General features: G+C 58.3%; 17 protein-coding genes. 10 read left to right on the top strand and 7 right to left on the bottom strand.

Going from position 1 to position 19,498, the window contains the following annotated elements:
* Positions 1-14 precede the first annotated feature (14 nt).
* From ACJBF3_RS04020 to ACJBF3_RS04010, 3 genes are all read left to right on the top strand, one after another.
* A complete protein-coding gene (locus ACJBF3_RS04020; RefSeq protein WP_045329044.1) occupies positions 15-1,034 on the top strand; it encodes a Zn-dependent oxidoreductase in 1,020 nt (339 codons plus the stop codon).
* Positions 1,035-1,106: 72 nt separating this feature from the next.
* A complete protein-coding gene (locus ACJBF3_RS04015) occupies positions 1,107-2,474 on the top strand; it encodes an MFS transporter (RefSeq protein ID WP_047723589.1) in 1,368 nt (455 codons plus the stop codon).
* A 220-nt stretch (positions 2,475-2,694) separates the two neighbouring features.
* Positions 2,695-4,158 carry a mannitol dehydrogenase family protein gene (locus ACJBF3_RS04010; RefSeq protein ID WP_045329129.1) on the top strand — a complete coding sequence of 488 codons (1,464 nt, stop codon included), beginning with the start codon at positions 2,695-2,697 and terminating at the stop codon, positions 4,156-4,158.
* Positions 4,159-4,200: 42 nt separating this feature from the next.
* Here the strand turns inward: ACJBF3_RS04010 and ydfZ are convergent, their stop codons facing one another.
* Complete coding sequence (gene ydfZ / locus ACJBF3_RS04005; protein WP_045329042.1) at positions 4,201-4,404, bottom strand: putative selenium delivery protein YdfZ; 204 nt, start codon at positions 4,402-4,404, stop codon at positions 4,201-4,203.
* 287 nt (positions 4,405-4,691) lie between these two features.
* On the opposite strand from ydfZ, the gene ACJBF3_RS04000 reads away from it, so the two are divergent.
* Positions 4,692-5,123 carry a universal stress protein gene (locus tag ACJBF3_RS04000; RefSeq protein ID WP_032640434.1) on the top strand — a complete coding sequence of 144 codons (432 nt, stop codon included), beginning with the start codon at positions 4,692-4,694 and terminating at the stop codon, positions 5,121-5,123.
* A gap of 36 nt (positions 5,124-5,159) precedes the next feature.
* On the opposite strand, the gene ACJBF3_RS03995 is transcribed toward ACJBF3_RS04000, so the two are convergent.
* Complete coding sequence (locus ACJBF3_RS03995; protein ID WP_014883681.1) at positions 5,160-5,846, bottom strand: GntR family transcriptional regulator; 687 nt, start codon at positions 5,844-5,846, stop codon at positions 5,160-5,162.
* Positions 5,847-5,937: 91 nt separating this feature from the next.
* Positions 5,938-6,684 carry a bifunctional NADP-dependent 3-hydroxy acid dehydrogenase/3-hydroxypropionate dehydrogenase YdfG gene (gene ydfG / locus ACJBF3_RS03990; RefSeq protein WP_045329041.1) on the bottom strand — a complete coding sequence of 249 codons (747 nt, stop codon included), beginning with the start codon at positions 6,682-6,684 and terminating at the stop codon, positions 5,938-5,940.
* Between the two features lie 142 nt (positions 6,685-6,826).
* Here ydfG and dcp point away from each other — a divergent pair, with 142 nt between their 5' ends.
* Positions 6,827-8,860, top strand: coding sequence for a peptidyl-dipeptidase Dcp (gene dcp / locus ACJBF3_RS03985; RefSeq protein ID WP_045329040.1), 2,034 nt, complete (start codon positions 6,827-6,829; stop codon positions 8,858-8,860).
* 48 nt (positions 8,861-8,908) lie between these two features.
* Here dcp and ACJBF3_RS03980 read toward each other — a convergent pair whose 3' ends face one another.
* Positions 8,909-9,580 carry an MgtC family protein gene (locus tag ACJBF3_RS03980; protein ID WP_045329039.1) on the bottom strand — a complete coding sequence of 224 codons (672 nt, stop codon included), beginning with the start codon at positions 9,578-9,580 and terminating at the stop codon, positions 8,909-8,911.
* A gap of 460 nt (positions 9,581-10,040) precedes the next feature.
* Here ACJBF3_RS03980 and ACJBF3_RS03975 point away from each other — a divergent pair, with 460 nt between their 5' ends.
* Complete coding sequence (locus tag ACJBF3_RS03975; protein ID WP_045329038.1) at positions 10,041-11,246, top strand: MFS transporter; 1,206 nt, start codon at positions 10,041-10,043, stop codon at positions 11,244-11,246.
* A 19-nt stretch (positions 11,247-11,265) separates the two neighbouring features.
* On the opposite strand, the gene ACJBF3_RS03970 is transcribed toward ACJBF3_RS03975, so the two are convergent.
* Complete coding sequence (locus ACJBF3_RS03970; protein ID WP_045329037.1) at positions 11,266-12,255, bottom strand: 2-hydroxyacid dehydrogenase; 990 nt, start codon at positions 12,253-12,255, stop codon at positions 11,266-11,268.
* Between the two features lie 210 nt (positions 12,256-12,465).
* Between ACJBF3_RS03970 and ACJBF3_RS03965 the strand changes: the two genes are divergently transcribed.
* The 3 genes from ACJBF3_RS03965 to ACJBF3_RS03955 are packed head-to-tail and all read left to right on the top strand — an operon-like array spanning position 12,466 to position 15,618.
* A complete protein-coding gene (locus ACJBF3_RS03965) occupies positions 12,466-15,105 on the top strand; it encodes a YdbH family protein (protein WP_045329036.1) in 2,640 nt (879 codons plus the stop codon).
* Complete coding sequence (locus ACJBF3_RS03960) at positions 15,102-15,293, top strand: YnbE family lipoprotein (protein WP_032651162.1); 192 nt, start codon at positions 15,102-15,104, stop codon at positions 15,291-15,293. Before ACJBF3_RS03965 ends, ACJBF3_RS03960 begins: the two co-directional genes overlap by 4 nt.
* Positions 15,294-15,300: 7 nt before the next feature.
* Positions 15,301-15,618: a YdbL family protein gene (locus ACJBF3_RS03955; RefSeq protein WP_032640419.1), complete on the top strand. Its 318-nt coding sequence runs from the start codon at positions 15,301-15,303 to the stop codon at positions 15,616-15,618.
* Here ACJBF3_RS03955 and feaR read toward each other — a convergent pair whose 3' ends face one another.
* The gene (feaR, locus tag ACJBF3_RS03950) at positions 15,619-16,527 is read right to left on the bottom strand and encodes a transcriptional regulator FeaR (protein ID WP_045329035.1); all 909 of its coding nucleotides are present in this window, start codon (positions 16,525-16,527) and stop codon (positions 15,619-15,621) included. It abuts the gene before it with no gap.
* 241 nt (positions 16,528-16,768) lie between these two features.
* Between feaR and ACJBF3_RS03945 the strand changes: the two genes are divergently transcribed.
* Positions 16,769-18,268, top strand: a complete 1,500-nt coding sequence (locus ACJBF3_RS03945) for an aldehyde dehydrogenase family protein (protein WP_045329034.1) — start codon at positions 16,769-16,771, stop codon at positions 18,266-18,268.
* A gap of 87 nt (positions 18,269-18,355) precedes the next feature.
* On the opposite strand, the gene ACJBF3_RS03940 is transcribed toward ACJBF3_RS03945, so the two are convergent.
* The gene (locus ACJBF3_RS03940; protein ID WP_045329033.1) at positions 18,356-19,462 is read right to left on the bottom strand and encodes a GGDEF domain-containing protein; all 1,107 of its coding nucleotides are present in this window, start codon (positions 19,460-19,462) and stop codon (positions 18,356-18,358) included.
* Between the last annotated feature and the right edge of the window lie 36 nt (positions 19,463-19,498).

Below are 19,498 nucleotides of genomic sequence, written 5' to 3'. Positions count from 1 at the left end.
GCGAGGAGCAAACGATGAAAAGCGTAGTGATTCAGCAGCCGAACGAACTGGTGATTGAGGAACGGCCGCTCCCAATGCCGGGCGCAGGTGAAGTTCGCGTCAGGATTAGACTGGCCGGGATCTGCGGGTCGGACAGCCACATCTACCGCGGCCATAACCCCTTCGCGAAGTATCCGCGCGTGATTGGTCATGAGTTTTTTGGCGTGATTGACGCCGTGGGCGAGGGCGTTGACGGTGACCGCCTGGGCCAGCGCGTCTCGGTTGATCCGGTGATCAGCTGCGGGCACTGCTACCCGTGCTCCGTCGGAAAGCCCAACGTCTGCGCCTCGCTGGTGGTGCTGGGCGTCCATCGCGACGGCGGCTTCAGCGAATACGCGACCGTGCCCGCAAAAAACGCCTGGCCCATCCCGGATGCAATACCGGATAAACACGCCGTTATGATCGAGCCCTTTACCATCGCCGCCAACGTGACGGGGCAGGCGAGGCCGACTGAACAGGACGTCGCGCTGATTTACGGCGCGGGCCCGATGGGGCTGGTCACCGTGCAGGCGCTGAAAGGCGTCTATCGGGTGAAGCAGGTTATCGTGGTTGACCGCATCGATGAGCGCCTGAACATGGCCCAGCGCAGCGGCGCGGACTGGGTGCTGAATAACGGCGAGCAGTCGCTGCAGGCCGCGCTGGACGAAAAGGGCATCAAACCGACGTTAATCATCGATGCCGCCTGCCATCCGTCCATTTTGCAGGAAGCGATAACCCTCGCTTCTCCGGCGGCGCGCATCGTGCTGATGGGCTTCTCCAGCGAGCCGAGCCAGATCGTTCAGCAGGGCATCACCGGCAAAGAGCTGGCGATATTTTCCTCACGCCTCAATGCCAACAAATTCCCGGTCGTCATCGACTGGCTGGAAAAAGGGCTGATCCACCCGGAAAAACTGATCACCCATACCTTTGACTATCACCACGTTACGGACGCCATTGAACTGTTTGAGAAAGACCAGCGGCAGTGCTGCAAGGTTCTGCTCACGTTCGGCCAATAATCATTTTCGCGGTTAAGAGCCCGCGCAGACGGGCTCTATGTGGTACGCATCTTACCTTCAGAGATAGCCATTATGACGCAAGCACAACCACAAAGAACCACCTCCGATCTGGTGAAAGCCGCCGTTTCCGGCTGGCTGGGCACCGCCCTGGAGTTTATGGACTTTCAGCTTTACTCGCTGGGGGCCGCCCTGGTTTTCCACGAGATCTTCTTCCCGGAACAGTCGGCCGCGATGGCGTTGATCCTCGCCATGGGGACCTACGGCGCAGGCTATATCGCACGCATTGTCGGCGCCTTTATCTTCGGCAGAATGGGCGACAGCATTGGCCGTAAAAAAGTGATGTTCATCACTATCACCATGATGGGGATCTGCACCACGCTGATCGGCGTCCTGCCGACCTACGCGCAGATCGGGATTTTTGCCCCCGTTCTGCTGGTGACGCTGCGTATTATTCAGGGGCTGGGCGCCGGGGCTGAAATTTCCGGGGCCGGGACCATGCTGGCGGAGTACGCGCCGAAAGGGAAACGCGGCATCATCTCCTCGCTGGTGGCGATGGGCACTAACTGCGGAACGCTGAGCGCGACGGCGATCTGGGCCATTATGTTCTTTGCCCTCGACCGTGAAGAGCTGATTGCCTGGGGCTGGCGCGTGCCGTTCCTCGCCAGCGTGGTGGTGATGATCTTCGCCATCTGGCTGCGTATGAACCTGAAAGAGAGCCCGGTCTTTGAGAAAGTGAACGATGCGCAAACCGTACAGCCGGACACCTCGATGGGTTCGATGGTGAAAAGCAAATCCTTTTGGCTGGCGACCGGCCTGCGGTTTGGTCAGGCGGGCAACTCGGGTCTGATCCAGACATTCCTTGCGGGCTATCTGGTCCAGACGCTGCTGTTCGATAAGGCCATCCCTACCGATGCGCTGATGATCAGCTCCATTCTCGGGTTTATCTCTATCCCGCTGCTGGGCTGGCTATCCGATAAAGTGGGACGCCGCCTGCCGTACATCATCCTCAATATCTCCGCCATTGTGCTCGCGTACCCGATGCTGTCGATTATCGTCGATAAGAGCTATGCGCCGGGGACGATCATGCTCAGCATCATCGTTATCCATAATTTCGCGGTGCTGGGGCTGTTTGCGCTGGAAAATATCACCATGGCGGAGATGTTTGGCTCGCGAAATCGCTTTACCCGTATGGCGATTTCCAAAGAGGCGGGCGGTCTGGTGGCGGTAGGCTTTGGTCCGGTACTGGCGGGGATTTTCTGCAATATGACCGGCTCCTGGTGGCCGATTGTCGCCATGCTGGTGGTCTATTCCGCGATTGGGCTGGTCTCGGCAATCCTGATGCCGGAAGTGCGCGACCGGGATTTGAGCGCGGCGCAAGACGCGGCGGAGTCCACACCAGTAGAAAACGTGGGTTACGGCGCGGTCTCCTCGCGGCGCTGATGGTTTATAGCCTGCGTGACTTATCACACAACTTTATCTTTATGTCACACCACATGCGTAAAAGTTAATATAAATCAAAATCTCCTACGGCAGTATCAGTATGGTTAATGGCAGTGATTTTTTTACCCCAGCTGCCATTCTAGTTGGTGTAGTCAGCAGGCGCAGCCGCTTCAACATGAGCGGCAGCGATCCACCGCTTTCTAATTAACGAGTATTAATGATGGAAAATACCTTATTACAGGCCAACGCGACGCTGCCTCAGTACGATCGCAACAGCCTTAACGCCCGCATTGTTCATTTAGGCTTTGGCGCATTTCACCGCGCGCATCAGGCGGTGTATGCCGACATTCTCGCTGCGGAACACGGCAGCGACTGGGGCTACTGCGAAGTAAACCTGATTGGCGGCGAACAGCAGATTGCCGATCTCAACGCACAGGATAACCTCTATACCGTAGCGGAGATGTCCGCCGATGCGTGGACTTCCCGCGTGGTGGGCGTGGTCAAAAAGGCCCTTCATGCGCAGGTTGACGGGCTGGAGAGCGTGCTGGCCGCGATGTGCGAACCGCAGGTGGCGATTGTCTCACTGACCATCACCGAAAAAGGCTACTGCCATTCTCCCGCAACCGGGCAACTGATGCTCGATCACCCGTTTATCGTCGCCGACCTGCAAAACCCGCACCAGCCAAAATCTGCGCCGGGCGTGGTGGTGGAAGCGCTGGCGCGCCGCAAAGCGGCGGGTCTGCCCGCGTTCAGCGTGATGTCATGCGACAACATGCCGGAGAACGGCCACGTGATGCGCAATGTGACCTGTGCCTATGCCCGAGCGGTAGACGCTGAGCTGGCGGACTGGATCGAGTCTAACGTTACCTTCCCGTCAACCATGGTGGATCGTATCGTACCGGCGGTGACGCCCGAGACGCTGGATAAAATCGAAAAGCTGACCGGCGTGCGCGATCCGGCGGCGGTGGCCTGCGAACCGTTCCGCCAGTGGGTTATCGAAGATAACTTTGTGGCGGGGCGTCCCGAGTGGGAAAAGGCCGGCGCCGAGCTGGTGTCAGACGTGATCCCGTTTGAAGAGATGAAGCTGCGTATGCTCAACGGCAGCCACTCCTTCCTGGCGTATCTCGGTTATCTGGCCGGTTATCAGCATATTAATGACTGCATGGAAGATGCGAACTATCGCGCCGCGGCGCACGCGCTGATGCTCAACGAGCAGGCGCCTACGCTGAAAGTGAAGGGCGTCGATTTAGGCCGCTATGCCGATCTGCTGATCGCCCGCTACAGCAACCCGGCCCTGCGCCATCGGACATGGCAAATCGCAATGGACGGCAGCCAGAAGCTCCCGCAGCGCATGCTGGATTCCGTGCGCTGGCACCTGGTACACCAGAAGCCGTTTCCGCTGCTGGCGCTGGGCGTGGCAGGGTGGATGCGCTATGTCGGCGGGGTGGACGAACAGGGTAACCCTATCGAGGTGAGCGATCCGCAGCTGGCGGTGATTCAGGCGGCGGTGAAGGGCAGTGGGGAAGGGGAAAGCCGGGTCAAGGCGCTGCTCGGCATTGAGGCTATCTTTGGCAAGGAACTCCCGCGTGAAGCAGGCTTCGTTGATGCAGTCATGAAGGCGTACAGGACGCTGCTGCAAAAGGGTGCGAAAGCGACCGTGGCGCAGTACGTTTCTCAACGCTAATTCAGCACATGCCGCCGTGCGCGGCGGCATGTCTGCGCACCGTTAGTGCATACCCAGGCGAATCAGCTCAATCGGTTCGAACTTACCTTCGCATCCTTCCACTTCAACCGTTTTGCCGCGGCGCACCTGCTCGGCATTGAGGCCGTCGCTGTGGATCGCTTTAATCACGCCGAACTGGTTTGTGCCGCTGATCATGACGCGGCTGCCTGTGGTGATTGCATTGCGGTTACGGTCGTATGTCATCATGGTATTTTCTCCTTTCTAACCTGTTCGTTACGGCGTTATTTCAGGGTTGCCGTTCACGGAGCATATAAATACGCCTGTCTGCATCACATGTTTTTGTTTTTGATCAAACTCACACTTTTTTCTTTATTGCGTTGGGCGCTGACCGTTCACGACGGAAATTGACAAAGCAGACCGTAATTTTCATTTGTTGATAGTTTCAGCAGGCAAGCGTTGAGTGTTGGTTTATATTCCAGCTGCCATTCTGGTTGCAGGAAATAACCCTTTCATCGGAATAAGGAGTCAGGCTTATGTATAAGAAGATTTTGATGCCTGTTGACGTGTTTGAAATGGATTTGAGCGACAAAGCGGTTCGCCACGCGGCAAACCTCGCGAAGGCGGAGGGCGCCTCGATCACCCTGGTCAATATCCTGCCGGCCAGCAGCCGGTCCCTGCTGCGCGGATTTAACGCCGATATTAAAAAGTTCGAAGAATATATGACGGAGGAATCCGGCAAGAAAATGAACGCGTTAAAAAGACTGTTCGATATCTCGCCGGAGAAAATTGACACGCTGGTTCGCTTTGGCAACGTCCGCGATGAAATTATCAGCCTCAGCAAGGAAGGAGAATATGACGCGATCGTCATCGGGTCGAAAAATCCGGGCATCTCCACCCATCTGCTGGGATCAAATGCCGAATCTATTTTGCGCTACGCCACGATCCCGGTGTTAGTCGTTCGCTAACCCCATCGCCGCGCCCGAAAGGGGGGCGGCGTACTATTACTCTTCGCTAAACCACTCGCTATTTTCCTGACGAATCAGCTGCACGGATTCGCTAATTTCCTGCAGATGCAGCGTCATCGCTTTCTCCACGCCGTCCGGGTCGCGTTTTTCCAGCGCGCTGAAAATATCGTGATGCTGTCGAAGCAGCATTTCCGGCGGGGAGACGTGATCGAGGCTCATGTAGCGCACGCGGTCAATAGTGGCCTTGATGTTTTCGATAGTGTCCCAGGCCAGCTGACAATCCGCAATCTGCGCCAGCTTCTGGTGGAATTCATCGTCAAGCTGGAAGAAGTCATTCAGCTGCTTGCGGTCAATCGCAATGCGCTGCTGATGGAGGTTCTGCTCCAGCAGGTAACACTGGTTGTCATTGATAAGCGTTGCGGCCCGGCGGGCGACGGCGCATTCAATGGCCTGGCGAACGAAACAGCCGTTACGCACCTGAGAAAGTGAAATTTTGTTCACATAGCTGCCGCGCTGCGGGCGGATTTGAATCAGGCCGTTTTCAGCAAGCTTGATAAACGCTTCGCGCACCGGCTGACGGGAAACGTCAAAACGCACGGACACCTCTTTTTCAGAAAGCGGCGTGCCGGGTGGGATCAGGCAGTGGACAATATCACGTCGCAAAATGCGATAAATTTGCTGGTTTACGGGCTGGGTAGGATTGAGTTGCGATTCAGCGGCCATGAGTTGTCATTTCTCAGAGAGTTAGCCCGAACATACTACCATTCTTTTAGTTGCCTAAACAGACCCGGCCCGCAGGCCGGGAAGGGCCAATTTAGCCACGATGGACGCTAAGTCCGGCAAAACTCTGGCTGACAGGCATCATTTCTACGGTATTGATGTTGACGTGTTTCGGCAGCGTCGCCACCCACCAGACCGTTTCGGTGACGTCTTCTGGCGTCAGCGCGTTAGCATTTTCGTAGGTCTTGCCCACTTTCGCATCGTCGCCCTTGAAGCGCACGTTGGAAAACTCGGTGCCGCCCACCAGACCCGGCTCGATGTCGGTGACGCGAATGGCGGTGCCGTGCAGGTCAGTACGCAGGTTCAGGCTGAACTGGCGCACAAACGCCTTGGTTGCGCCATAGACGTTGCCGCCCGCGTAGGGCCAGCTTCCGGCGGTAGAACCGATGTTAATAATGTGGCCGCGGTTGCGCTCGACCATGCCCGGCAGCACCGCGCGGGTCATATAGACCAGCCCCTTGTTGTTGGTGTCGATCATGTTTTCCCAGTCTTCAACGCTGGCTTTATGCGCAGGCTCCATGCCCAGCGCCAGACCGGCATTGTTGACCAGCACGTCGATGTCGCGCCACTCGGCGGGCAGGTTGGCAATCATCTCTTCGATGGCCGCGCGGTTGCGCACGTCCAGCTGCGCGGTCAGGATGCTGTCGCCCAGTTCATCCTTCAGCTCCTGTAAACGCTCCTGGCGGCGACCCGTGGCAATAACCTTATGCCCGTTGGCGACGAAGCGACGCGTGATGCTTTCACCAAAACCTGCCGTTGCCCCGGTAACTAAAATAATCATCTCACTGTTCCTCAACGCTTTTTGTGTTGTACTAACATAGCACGGCTGCAGAGGGGGCGTTAAGGCAACATTTGTATGACGGCGTTGCAGGCAATGGCGGCCTGGCCTACTCTGGGAGAATACCCGTACTCAGGAGCGAAAGATGACGGCCACGAATCCCTTTTTTGACATCAGCCTGCTGCCTTACCAGGCCCCCCATTTTGATGAGATCAACGACGACCACTATCGCCCGGCGTTCGATGAAGCGCTTCGCCAGAAGCGGGCGGATATTGACGCCATTGTCTCTCAGACCGCTGCGCCTGACTTCACCAACACCGTGCTGGCGCTGGAGAAAAGCGGCGCTATGCTCGCGCGCGTCAGCAGCGTGTTCTTCGCCATGACCTCCGCGCACACCAATCCGTATTTACAGGCGCTGGAAGAGCAGTTCTCCACCGAGCTTGCCGCCCTGGCGAACGATATCTGGCTGAATGACGTGCTGTTCGCCCGGGTGGAGAGCGTCTGGCAGGACCGCGCCGCGCTGGATGCCGAATCCCGGCGGCTGGTCGAGGAGACGTATCAGCGGTTTATTCTTGCCGGTGCGCGTCTGAATGAGACCGAAAAAGCGGAGCTAAAGGCGCTGAATACCGAGGCGGCGACCCTGACCAGCCAGTTTAACCAGCGTCTGCTGGCGGCCGATAAGACGGGTGGGCTGGTGGTGGATTACGCGCACCAGCTTGACGGGCTCAGCGCCAGCGAGATTGCCGACGCGGCGCAGGCCGCCGCGGAGAGAGGGCTAAACGATCGCTGGCTGATCCCGCTTCTGAACACCACCCAGCAGCCCGCGCTTGCGGCGCTACGCAATCGCCAGACCCGCGAAAACCTCTTCAACGCGGGCTGGACGCGTACCCAGAAAGGGGACGAAAACGACACCCGTGCGCTGATCCTTCGCCTGACGGCGCTGCGCGCGCGACAGGCTCGCCTGCTGGGCTTCGAAGACTACGCCAGCTGGAGCATCGCCGATCAGATGGCGAAAACGCCTGCCGCCGCGCTGGAATTTATGCGCGGCATCGTGCCAGCCGCCCGCGCCCGCGCGGAACGCGAGCAGGCCGATATTCAGAAAGTCATCAACGACGAGCAGGGTGGTTTCACCGTTCAGGCCTGGGACTGGGCCTTCTATGCCGAGCGCGTGCGCCAGGCGAAATATGCGCTTGATGAATCCCAAATCAGACCCTATTTTGCGCTCAACACCGTGCTTCAGGATGGCGTATTCTGGGCCGCAAGCCAGCTGTTTGGCATCCGCTTTGTGGAGCGCTTCGATATCCCCGTGTATCACCCGGACGTCCGCGTATGGGAAATTTTCGACCACACCGGTGAGGGCATGGCGCTGTTTTACGGTGACTTCTTTGCCCGTGATTCCAAGCAGGGCGGCGCCTGGATGGGGAATTTCGTCGAGCAATCCTTCGAGTTTGCTGCCCGCCCGGTGATCTACAACGTCTGTAACTACCAGAAACCGGCTAACGGCGGCGTTGCGCTTCTCTCCTGGGATGACGTGATAACCCTGTTCCACGAGTTTGGCCATACGCTGCACGGCCTGTTTGCCAGCCAGCGCTTCGCCACGCTTTCCGGCACCAATACGCCGCGTGATTTCGTTGAGTTCCCGTCGCAAATTAACGAGCACTGGGCCAGCCATCCGCAGGTGTTTACCCATTATGCGCGCCATTACGAAACCGGCGAGCCGATGCCGGACGCCCTGCGGGAAAGCATGCTCAACGCGACCCATTTCAACAAGGGTTATGACATGACGGAGCTGCTGGGAGCCGCGCTGCTGGACATGAACTGGCACGCCCTCCGTGAAGCCGTATCGGACGTTGAGGGCTTTGAAACGGCAGCGTTGCAAAAAGAGGGGCTGGATCTGCCCGCCGTACCGCCGCGCTACCGCAGCAGCTACTTTGCCCATATCTTCGGCGGCGGCTATGCGGCGGGGTATTACGCTTACCTGTGGACCCAGATGCTGGCGGACGATGGCTATCAGTGGTTTGTCGAGCAGGGCGGCCTGACCCGTGAAAACGGGCAGACATTCCGCGAGGCGATTTTGTCGCGCGGGAATAGTACTGATTTAGCCGAGCTGTATCGCCAGTGGCGCGGGCACGATCCGAAGATTGAACCGATGCTGGAGAATCGCGGGTTGAGCGAGTAGGGGTGCCGTTAGCGGGAAAAAGAACCGGGCTTTGCGCCCGGTTTATGTTTAAGCGGCGTGAAAGCTCACGGAAGCCATAATCTTATTCCCGCCAATATTACCCATAATCAGATCGAGTAATTTTCGGTATTCCTCACGGGTCATCACCTCGGCCCGTATTTCCGTTTTTCCTTCCGCTTGCGCCGTATCGCAATAAATCGCTTTCAGACTCAACGTCAACTCTTTCGCCATGCTGACCACGCTCTGCCGCACCGCATCTTTATGCTCGTCATCGCAGGTAATTTTCAGAACATAGCATTTTTCGCCTTCGTGGAGCGCGGGCAGTTGATTAATCCGCTGCGCGGCCTCGCGAAGCAGGATGTTGGCGCAGAGTATAATTCCGCTGGCCATAGCGGCATTCCAGAATTGACCTAAGCCGCACAACACACCAATTCCGGCCGAGCACCACAGCGTAGCGGCAGTATTGAGACCACGAATATTCATGCCCTCACGCATAATGACCCCTGCGCCAAGAAAGCCTATTCCGGAGACAATCTGCGCTGCAATACGCCCCGGGCTATCAGGCGACGTCGAGAGAGAACTTAAAATAAATACGGCTGCGCCCGTCGCCACCAGTGCATTGGTGCGAAGCCCGGCCATACGCTGGCGCCACTGCCTTTCCGCGCCGATAATTGCGCCCAGCAGCATCGCTGCGAGCAGATGAGAGATATAAGGGAACATCAGCCTGTCGCCTGTTAACGTTATAAAATAATAAGCGTCAGTGCTTCGCTAAGCACATCATAACGCCGTTTAAATGCTAAACGTGTCAGAACGACGGTGGTGGAAAGAGTGAGTGTTTAAACATGAACATCGCGATGCCCCACAAATTGAGCGGTTCTTATTCTGTCGGGATACAATCGCGTAAAGAGGATTGCTGCCCACCGGTTAAGGTAAGCAGCGAGAATATTGCGCTAGCTTACCTTCGTATCGACGCTAAAATAACTTTCCAACGAAGGTCTCCTGTGAAAATTTATTGCCAGTATAGTCAGGCGAGTGAATGAGTAAAGCGAAAAAACAGCCTCCTTTATGAACCGTTTAAGTTCGCAAGGCATGTTTTTTTAAGGCGTCATCTGATTTTCAAACATACCCGGTATACTCCATTGTGCTTTTTAACAGGCGATAACAGTCAAAGGCAGGAAGTATGTCTCTTCGTTCGCTGCGGGCATTATGCCTGACCAGTTTTTTTATCGCGGATGTTCGCGACGGGCTTGGGCCTTTTCTCGGTATTTTTCTGACCGAACGCCACTGGACCCCGGATGATATTGGCATCCTGATGACGGCAGGTGGGCTGGCGGGACTGCTGGCCACGCTTCCGGCGGGGGTTATCACCGACACTTCCCGGAACAAACGTGCGGTGCTGGCGCTGCTGTGCGTGTTGATCACCCTGAGCACGCTGCTGCTCTGGTTTAGCCAGCAGACCATCGTTGTCGCCGTCTCGCAGATGGTCACCGGTATCTGCGCGGCGTTTGTCGGCCCGCTGATTGCGGGGATTACGCTGGGCCTCACCGGGCAGGGCGGGTTCAGCGCGCAGATGGGCAAAAACGAGGCGTTCAATCACGGCGGCAATTTCGTTACCGCACTCCTGGCGGGCGGTATTGCCTGGTACTGGGGCGTCGGGGGGATTTTCCTGCTGATGACCTGCACCACGCTGCTCACGCTGTGCGCTTTACTTGCCATTCGCAACCGGGATATCGATAACGACGCGGCGCGCGGGCTTTCCTCCTCGGGGAGCGCTCCGGTTCCCGGCTTTGCCGTGCTGATTAAAAACCGGGCGCTGTTTGTGACCGGGATGACGCTGCTGCTGTTCCACCTGGCGAACGCCGCGCTGCTGCCGATGCTGAGCATGAGGGTGGCGTCGGCGCCCGCGTCGATCAACCCCGGCCTGTATGCGGCAGGCACCGTCATCATCTCACAGGCCGTGATGATCCCCGTCGCCATTTGGGTTGCTCACCGAATAGACCGCTACGGCTACTGGCGCTTGATTATGCTGGCTCTGCTGGTGATGCCGGTGCGCGCGGCACTGGCGGCCTCTACGGATGCGCCGTTGATGATGATCCCAGTCCAGATTCTTGACGGTCTGGCCGCCGGGATCCTGGGGGTAGTCGTACCGTCGTTTATCGTGGTGCTGTTGCGCGGAAGCGGCCACGTCAATGCCGGGCAGAGTGTGGTGATGCTGATGCAGGGGATTGGGGCATCCTTGAGCCCGGCGTTAACCGGCACGATTGCCGGGCATTACTCCTTTACGACGGCATTCAGCGTTCTGAGCGCGATTGCGCTGGCGGCCGTCCTGATCTGGTGGCGCGTTGCGCATCGTAGCTGGGAAACAAACGCGCCGGGCGAGGTATAGACGCCACCCGGCGTTGGGGTTAAGCCAGTTCGTTAGGGCAGGCTTCACCCTTTTCCAGCTGCTGCAGGTTACCCAGCGTGGTTTCTGAAATGCTGATCAGCGCTTCGGCCGTCAAGAACGCCTGGTGGCCGGTAAACAGCACGTTATGGCAGGCAGACAGGCGGCGGAACACGTCGTCCTGAATCACGTCGTTAGACTTGTCTTCAAAGAACAGATCGCGCTCATTCTCGTACACGTCCATACCCAGCGCGCCAATTTTCTGGGTTTTCAGCGCTTCGATGGCGGCCTGGGAGTCAACCAGCCCGCCGCGGCTGGTGTTGATGATCATCACGCCGTCTTTCATCTGGTCAAACGCCGCCTGGTTCAGCAGGTGGTAGTTTTCCGGCGTCAGCGGGCAGTGCAGGGAGATCACGTCAGACTGTGAGAGCAGGGTCGGCAGGTCGACGTATTCCACGCCCAGCTCCAGCGCTGCGGCGCTTGGGTACGGATCGAACGCCAGCAGACGCATGCCGAAGCCTTTCAGAATGCGCAGGGTCGCTACGCCAATTTTACCGGTGCCGATCACGCCTGCGGTTTTGCCGTACATGGTAAAGCCGGTCAGCCCTTCCAGCGAGAAGTTGGCGTCACGGGTACGCTGATAAGCGCGGTGAATACGACGGTTGAGCGACATCATCATGCCGATCGCATGTTCCGCGACCGCTTCAGGAGAGTAGGCCGGAACGCGCACCACCTTCAGACCCAGCTCTTTCGCCGCGTCGAGGTCCACGTTATTAAAGCCCGCGCAGCGCAGGGCGATGTACTTCACCCCGTGTTTTTTCAGCTCTTCCAGCACCGGGCGACTGCCGTCGTCGTTAACAAAAATGCAGACGCCTTCACAGCCGTGCGCCGTTTTGGCGGTTTTTTCGGACAGCAGAAAGTCGAAAAATTCAAGCTCAAACCCGTAAGCCTCGTTTACATGTTGCAGATACTTTTTGTCGTACTGCTTTGTGCTGTATACCGCGAGTTTCATAAGACTTTCTCCAGTGATTTTGCATTCACGTTAGCATGATTAAAATTATCTTACAATTTCTAAAATATTATTGAATTCAATAAGTTCTATCAATTATTCTAGAGCATCTATCCTTAAAAATGGCATTCCCTTCAACTAACTGGCTAAACATGCGACAATAATCGGCACTGCCGGCTTAATTCTTTCGCTAAATCAGGATATTAACTGCCCATGAAGGGTAAATACAAAGCCGCTCTTGCGCTTTTACTGCTGTTCATACTGTTGCCGCTGACGCTGCTGATGACGCTCGCCCAGTGGGTGCCGACGCTCGCCGGGATCTGGCTTCCCGTCGGGACGCGCATCGCGTTTGAAGAGAGTCCGAAACTGACCCGCCACGCGCTGCTCATCCCCGATCTCCGCTATCTGGTGGATGACTGCGAGATTGCCCGCATCGAGAACGTGACGCTGTCACATCCAAGCCGCTGGCAGCTGGATATCGGCGCGCTGGATCTTAACTCCGTCTGCCTCAGCAAAATTCCCCAGTCAGCGCCCTCAACGGTCGCCCCCAAAACGCTGGCGCAGTGGCAGGCGGTGTTACCCAATACCTGGCTCACGGTTCACCGTCTGACGCTGTCGCCCTGGCAGCAGTGGCAGGGCGAGCTGAAGGCGTCGCTGACCCCGTCCATGCAGGAGATCGCCTATAAAGGCGAACAGGTCAGCATTAAAGGCACGCTTCGCGGCCAGACGCTCTCGGTCAGCCAGTTCGATGTACAGCTTCCTGACCAGCCGCAGCCCGTTAAGCTGGTGGGCGAGTTCACGCTGCCGCTGGTGCCGGACGGCGTGCCGGTGAAAGGCCACGCGGTGGCAACCTTTAACGTGCCACAGTTAACGTCTCTGGTCGATGCCGATCTGGACTGGGAAGACAATCAGGGGCAGCTGGTGGTGATGGCGCGGGACAACCCCGATCCGCTGCTCGATCTGCCGTGGCAGATCGCGGCGGAGCAGCTGAACATCAGCGACGGGCGCTGGAACTGGGATCTTTCCGGTATGCCGCTGAGCGGGCGGGTGTCCCTTCGCGCCGACAACTGGCAGCAGGGGCTGGAGAAAACCACCCTGACCGGACGACTGAACGTGTTGACGCAGGGCGATGCGGGGAAAGGCAACGCGGTACTGAATATTGGGCCCGGCAGGCTCAGCATGGAAAACAGCGACATGCCCCTGCACCTCAGCGGCGAGGCGAAGCAGAACGATCTTATTCTTTACGCCAAACTGCCTGCAACGCTGACCGGCAGCCTGTATGACCCGCAGCTGGCCTTTGAGCCGGGCGCGCTGCTTCGCTCGCGCGGGCGGATCATTAACTCGCTCGATATCGATGAAATCCGCTGGCCGCTGGCGGGCGTGAAGCTCACCCAGAAGGGCGTGGACGGCCGCCTGCAGGCGATCCTGCGCGCCCATGAAAACGAAATGGGCGATTTTGAACTGCACCTGGACGGACAGGCCAGCGACTTTTTACCCGACAGCGGCCTGTGGCAGTGGCGCTACTGGGGGAAAGGCGGGTTTACGCCGATGCACGCCCGGTGGGATGTCGCCGGGAAAGGCGAGTGGCGCGACAACCTTATCGAGCTGACGGCGCTCTCCACCGGTTTTGACAAGCTGCAGTACGGCACGATGGAGGTCAGCAAGCCGCGTCTGGTGCTGGATAGGCCTGTACGCTGGTTGCGCGATGCCGAAAAACCGACCTTCAGCGGCGCGCTGTCGCTCAATGCCGGGCAAACCCGCTTCTCCGGCGGCAGCGTTTTGCCGCCCTCGGTCCTGACCTTCAGCGTCGACGGCACCGACCCGACGGTATTCCAGTTTAAGGGCGACCTCCATGCGGAAAAAATCGGTCCGGTGCAGGTGAACGGTCGCTGGGACGGCGTTCGCCTTCGCGGGCAGGCCTGGTGGCCGAAACAGTCGCTCACCGTCTTCCAGCCGCTTATCCCGCCGGACTGGAAAATGACCCTGCGCGACGGGGAGCTTTATGCCCAGGTGGCCTTCTCGGCGGCGGCCGATCAGGGCTTTGAGGCGGGTGGGCACGGCGTGCTGAAATCCGGCAGCGCCTGGATGCCCGATAACCAGATTAACGGCGTCGACTTTGTGCTGCCGTTCCGCTTCAGCGAGGGCACCTGGTCTCTCGGCACGCGCGGTCCGGTCACGCTGCGCATCGGCGAAGTGGTAAACCTGGTGACCGCGCGCAACATTACCGCGGATTTACAGGGCGATTATCCCTGGACGGAGGACAATCCGCTGCTGCTCACCAACGTGAAGGTGGAAACCCTCGGCGGGAAGATCACCATGCAGCAGCTGCGGATGCCGCAGCACGATCCGGCCCTGCTGCGCGTGGACAATATCTCATCAAGCGAGCTGATTAGCGCCGTCAATCCGAAACAGTTTACCCTCTCTGGCCCGGTCAGCGGGGCGCTGCCGTTCTGGCTGGATAATGAAAAATGGATCATTAAGGATGGCTGGCTGACCAACCCGGGGCCCATGACGCTGCGCATCGACAAAGATACTGCAGACGCCATCGTAAACGATAATATGGTGGCGGGCGCGGCGATTAACTGGCTCCGCTATATGGAAATTTCACGCTCGTGGACGAAAATCAATTTAGATAACCTGGGTGAATTAACCATGCAGGCGACCATCAAGGGGACCAGCCGGGTGGAGGGCAAAAGCAGCTCCGTCAACCTGAACTACACCCATGACGAAAATGTCTTTACCCTCTGGCGCAGCCTGCGTTTTGGGGACAACCTGCAAACCTGGTTTGAGCAACATGCGGCGATACCTGCTCTCCGCAGTTCGACCGGCAAGGAAAGTGAGGAACAACAATGAACAAGATGGCTGGTGCGCTCACCGTTGCCGTTGCCGCGCTACTGACCGGCTGTACGCCGCGTATCGAAGTTGCTGCACCAAAGGAGCCGATTACCATCAATATGAATGTCAAAATCGAACATGAGATCCACATTAAGGTCGATAAAGACGTTGAAACCCTGCTGAAATCGCGCAGCGATCTGTTCTGAGGATGCCATGAAACGATTAGCTCTGATTTTACTGGCGCTGGGGATGAACGTGCAGGCGGCTACGCTGACCTTAAGCGATGCCCGGGCGCAGGGGCGCGTGGGGGAAACCCTCAGCGGTTACCTTGCCCCGATCCAACAGGATGCGGAAACGCTGGCGCTGGTCAATCGTATTAACGCGGCGCGCACGGAGAGCTATCAGAAGCTGGCCGACAGCAATAATTTGCCGGTCGATGAAGTGGCTAAAATGGCAGGGCAAAAGCTGGTTGCCCGCGCGCAGCCGGGTGAATACGTGAAGGGGATTAACGGCAAATGGCTGAAAAAATAGCTAGCGGTAGCGCCTGCGGTATTCCCCCGGCGAGACGCCAAAACGCTGCTTAAATGCCGTTGAGAAATGGCTATGGTCGGTGAACCCCCAGCTGTAGCCAATGCCCGCCAGCTTTTCATCATCCCCGGCAGCGCGCAGCACCTGCGCGCACAAATCCAGCCGACGGTTTTTGATGTACTGCGCCACCACCAGCCCCTTCTCGGCAAACATGCGGTAGAGGCTGCGCACGGACATTCCGCTCTCGGCGGCAATCCATTCCGGGCGCAGCGATTCAGACTGAATATGGTCGTCAATCAGCGCCACGACGTGCTGAAACTGGCGCTCCTTGCGCGGCTGAATCACCTCGCGCTGCTGGAAAGCGGGGCGCAGCAGGCAGATCATTGCTTCGAGCGCCGCTTCACTCTCCCGGTCGCTCAGGTCGGCATTGCTCATGCTCTCCATCAGCAGGCGATGGCTCAGCTGGACCGTGGGCAAGGTGCGGGAAAGGGCGGTCGCGCAGCTTATCTCCTGGAAGCGACACTGCTGCTCAATAATCTGGCGGGGAACCAGCAGCGAAATCTGGCGAGATTTTTCCCGCCAGTTGATCGAGCAGGGTCGTGACGCGTCAATCAGCGTGATATCACCGGTTCTGAGCAGCGCGCGACGGTCATCCTGCTCAATTTCCGCGCTGCCTTCGAGCTGGAAGACGGTATAGAACCAGGCATCATGACTCTGGGCGATCTCCTGACGGGAGCGGAACAGGTTAACGCCGCCTGCGGTGACGGTGCTGAGCTTCAGGCTGCGCGCATAGCTGGTCTCCAGCTCGCCGAAGAACTTCCCCTCCGTGGGCTGCGCGTTAAACCGCCCGCAAACCTGGTTAATTTGCGCCAGCCACTGCTGATACTGTTCCTGCTCGCTTGCACACGCCATCGTTTCTCTCACTGCACCGTCAACGTTTTCACATTGTTGCATTTGTGTTGCATTTTGTCAGAGCTATGAGGCTGACTATAGGAAAGAACGCTCACCGGTAACAGCGATATAAGCGGCAATTATCGCGATTTGCGGAGCCTGTCACAGGTGGCAAAGCGAATGTCACAGAGACAAAAGCGAGAACGTAAAACCCCACTTAGACTGGATAAACACCCTGCGAAGAATAACGAAGGAGTATCCTATGTCTGCATCACAGGTGGCCATTCAGCCCGCCGTACAACAGTTTTTAGACCGCCAGCATGGCCTGTGGATTGAAGGGCGTCAGGCCGCGTCGGACAGTGAAAAGCGGCTGAACGTCTACAATCCGGCCACGGGCGAGGTGATTGCCTCGACGGCCGACGCCAGCGTCGACGACGTTGATCGTGCCGTCATGTCCGGCTGGCGCGCGTTTGTGGCCCGCAGCTGGGCCGGAAAACTCCCGGCAGAGCGCGAGCGGATCCTGCTCCATTTCGCCGATCTGGTGGAGCAGCATAGTGAGGAGCTGGCCCAGCTTGAAACCCTGGAGCAGGGCAAATCCATCAACATTTCCCGGGCCTTTGAAGTGGGCTGCACGCTGAACTGGATGCGCTACACCGCCGGGCTGACCACCAAAATTTCGGGTAAGACCCTCGACCTTTCCATCCCGCTGCCGCAGGGCGCCCGCTATCAGGCGTGGACGCGCAAGGAGCCGGTTGGCGTGGTGGCCGGGATTGTGCCCTGGAACTTCCCGCTGATGATTGGGATGTGGAAGGTGATGCCCGCCCTGGCGGCTGGCTGCTCAATTGTCATCAAGCCGTCAGAAACCACGCCGCTGACCATGCTGCGCGTGGCGGAGCTGGCCAGCGAGGCGGGCATTCCAGACGGGGTATTCAACGTGGTGACCGGCAGCGGCGCGGTGTGTGGCGCTGCGCTGACGTCGCATCCGCATATTGCCAAGGTGAGCTTTACCGGCTCAACGGCGACGGGCAAGCAAATTGCCCGCGCGGCGGCAGACACGCTTACCGGGGTGACCCTGGAGCTGGGCGGGAAAAACCCGGCTATCGTCCTGAAAGACGCGGATCCGGCGTGGGTGATCGAAGGCCTGATGACCGGCAGCTTCCTGAACCAGGGGCAGGTGTGCGCGGCAAGCTCGCGCATCTATATTGAAGCGCCGCTGTTTGACACGCTGGTCAGCGGGTTTGAGCAGGCGGTGAAATCCCTGAGCGTCGGGCCGGGCATGTCGCCGGAGGCGTTTATCAACCCGCTGGTGTCGCGCGCGCACTGCGATAAGGTGCAGGCCTTCCTTGATGAAGCGACCTCGCGCAACGCGGAGCTGCTCGTCGGTAACCGGGGGCCAGAAGGCAAAGGCTATTACGTCTCGCCAACGCTGGTGGTGAACCCGGATGCCTCGCTGCGTTTAACCCGCGAAGAGGTGTTTGGCCCGGTGGTCAACCTGGTGCGCGTCGCCGACGGCGAAGAGGCGCTCCAGCTGGCAAACGACACCGAATACGGCCTGACCGCCAGCGTCTGGACGCAGAACATCAGCAAGGCGCTGGAGTACACCGACCGGCTGCAGGCGGGCACCGTCTGGGTGAACAGCCATACGCTGATCGACGCCAACCTGCCGTTCGGCGGCATGAAGCAGTCCGGTACAGGGCGCGACTTTGGCCCGGACTGGCTGGACGGCTGGTGTGAAACCAAGTCGGTTTGCGTGCGGTATTAAAAAACAAGCCGGGTGGCGGCTACGCCTTACCCGGCCTACAACGGCACGAACCGTAGGCCGGGTAAGCGCAGCGCCACCCGGCTTCGCCTACCGCGACAACCGATCCCGCCCGGCCTCTTTCGCCCGGTACAGCGCCGCATCGGCGCGGGCGATAATCTCGGTGCCCGCGAGCCCCTCCGTCATGCTCGCAATGCCCATGCTCACGGTGACATGGTCGCTGACCGTCGACGCGCCGTGCGGTATGGCTTCCGCGCGCAGGCCGTCCTGAATACGCAGGGCAACCTTTTCAGCGATGTTTACCGGGCAATTGAAGAGGATGACCACGAACTCCTCACCACCGTAGCGCGACACCACATCGTCAGGCGTTCGCACCGACTGCTTCAGCACGCGCGCCACGCGGGTCAGACAGTCGTCGCCCGCCTGGTGCCCGTAGGTATCGTTGTAGCGCTTGAAGTAATCGATATCCAGCATGATCACCGAGAAGGTTTTTTTCTGCTCTACCGCGTTCTCCAGCACCACCTCCATTTTCCGGCGATTGGCGGTTTTGGTTAGCGGATCCTGATGCGCCAGCGCATCCAGTCGCGATATCAGCAGCTGATTTTGCTGGTTACGCCGCCAGGCTTCGTCAAACCAGCTCAACAGGATGAAACGCCCGCAAATCAGGATCAGCGTAAAGACGCTCCAGATAATAATGAAGTGAAGGTTGAGACCGTCATTCAGGATCCCGTTTGCGACAGGCAGGGTGATCCACAGCGGGAGGATAAAAGCGAGTAGCCCCTCAGGATAAAAATAGAGCGCCGTTAAGCCCGCGAGTAAGAGAATGACGCACAGCGGCCAGACGTGCGGGAGCAGCAGCTGGGTAATAAACCAGAAGCAGGAGACCGACCAGATGGCGCTACAGATAAACAGCACCACGCTGATACCGGCGATGCGCCGCCAGGCCATCAGGACCAGCGCGGCAGAGAGGAGGATAATGCCGAGCATCGAGGCATCGACCATCTTCGTCAGCTGCGGCGAATGGGGATAAAGGGGATCGCTGGCCTTGAGCAGGATGTGGCGCAGCAGAATCATCACCGCGAAGCTGATATTCACGAAGGCCAGCCACGGCAGGTTCATCGCCAGCCCATGCATCACCATGGCCTGGCGCGTCGGCCAGGTTGCCCGTTCAAGCGTCGGTTTTTTTCTTTTTTCCATAAATGCCTTTCCCGTCCGGGGGATAAATCATGCAGG

The organism is Enterobacter sp. PP-008-ECC_S150 (genome assembly GCF_045257065.1).
In the GTDB taxonomy this organism is placed as follows: domain Bacteria; phylum Pseudomonadota; class Gammaproteobacteria; order Enterobacterales; family Enterobacteriaceae; genus Enterobacter; species Enterobacter chengduensis.
Note: the sequence above shows the minus strand (reverse complement) of the source record. Positions and strands in the feature narration are given on the sequence as shown.

Excerpts from the sequence above, each read along its gene's own strand:
- ACJBF3_RS04020 (WP_045329044.1), top strand. The coding sequence starts at position 15 with ATGAAAAGCGTAGTGATTCAGCAGCCGAACGAACTGGTGATTGAGGAA.
- ACJBF3_RS04015 (WP_047723589.1), top strand. The coding sequence starts at position 1,107 with ATGACGCAAGCACAACCACAAAGAACCACCTCCGATCTGGTGAAAGCC.
- ACJBF3_RS04010 (WP_045329129.1), top strand. The coding sequence starts at position 2,695 with ATGGAAAATACCTTATTACAGGCCAACGCGACGCTGCCTCAGTACGAT.
- ydfZ (WP_045329042.1), bottom strand. The coding sequence starts at position 4,404 with ATGATGACATACGACCGTAACCGCAATGCAATCACCACAGGCAGCCGC.
- ACJBF3_RS04000 (WP_032640434.1), top strand. The coding sequence starts at position 4,692 with ATGTATAAGAAGATTTTGATGCCTGTTGACGTGTTTGAAATGGATTTG.
- ACJBF3_RS03995 (WP_014883681.1), bottom strand. The coding sequence starts at position 5,846 with ATGGCCGCTGAATCGCAACTCAATCCTACCCAGCCCGTAAACCAGCAA.
- ydfG (WP_045329041.1), bottom strand. The coding sequence starts at position 6,684 with ATGATTATTTTAGTTACCGGGGCAACGGCAGGTTTTGGTGAAAGCATC.
- dcp (WP_045329040.1), top strand. The coding sequence starts at position 6,827 with ATGACGGCCACGAATCCCTTTTTTGACATCAGCCTGCTGCCTTACCAG.
- ACJBF3_RS03980 (WP_045329039.1), bottom strand. The coding sequence starts at position 9,580 with ATGTTCCCTTATATCTCTCATCTGCTCGCAGCGATGCTGCTGGGCGCA.
- ACJBF3_RS03975 (WP_045329038.1), top strand. The coding sequence starts at position 10,041 with ATGTCTCTTCGTTCGCTGCGGGCATTATGCCTGACCAGTTTTTTTATC.
- ACJBF3_RS03970 (WP_045329037.1), bottom strand. The coding sequence starts at position 12,255 with ATGAAACTCGCGGTATACAGCACAAAGCAGTACGACAAAAAGTATCTG.
- ACJBF3_RS03965 (WP_045329036.1), top strand. The coding sequence starts at position 12,466 with ATGAAGGGTAAATACAAAGCCGCTCTTGCGCTTTTACTGCTGTTCATA.
- ACJBF3_RS03960 (WP_032651162.1), top strand. The coding sequence starts at position 15,102 with ATGAACAAGATGGCTGGTGCGCTCACCGTTGCCGTTGCCGCGCTACTG.
- ACJBF3_RS03955 (WP_032640419.1), top strand. The coding sequence starts at position 15,301 with ATGAAACGATTAGCTCTGATTTTACTGGCGCTGGGGATGAACGTGCAG.
- feaR (WP_045329035.1), bottom strand. The coding sequence starts at position 16,527 with ATGGCGTGTGCAAGCGAGCAGGAACAGTATCAGCAGTGGCTGGCGCAA.
- ACJBF3_RS03945 (WP_045329034.1), top strand. The coding sequence starts at position 16,769 with ATGTCTGCATCACAGGTGGCCATTCAGCCCGCCGTACAACAGTTTTTA.
- ACJBF3_RS03940 (WP_045329033.1), bottom strand. The coding sequence starts at position 19,462 with ATGGAAAAAAGAAAAAAACCGACGCTTGAACGGGCAACCTGGCCGACG.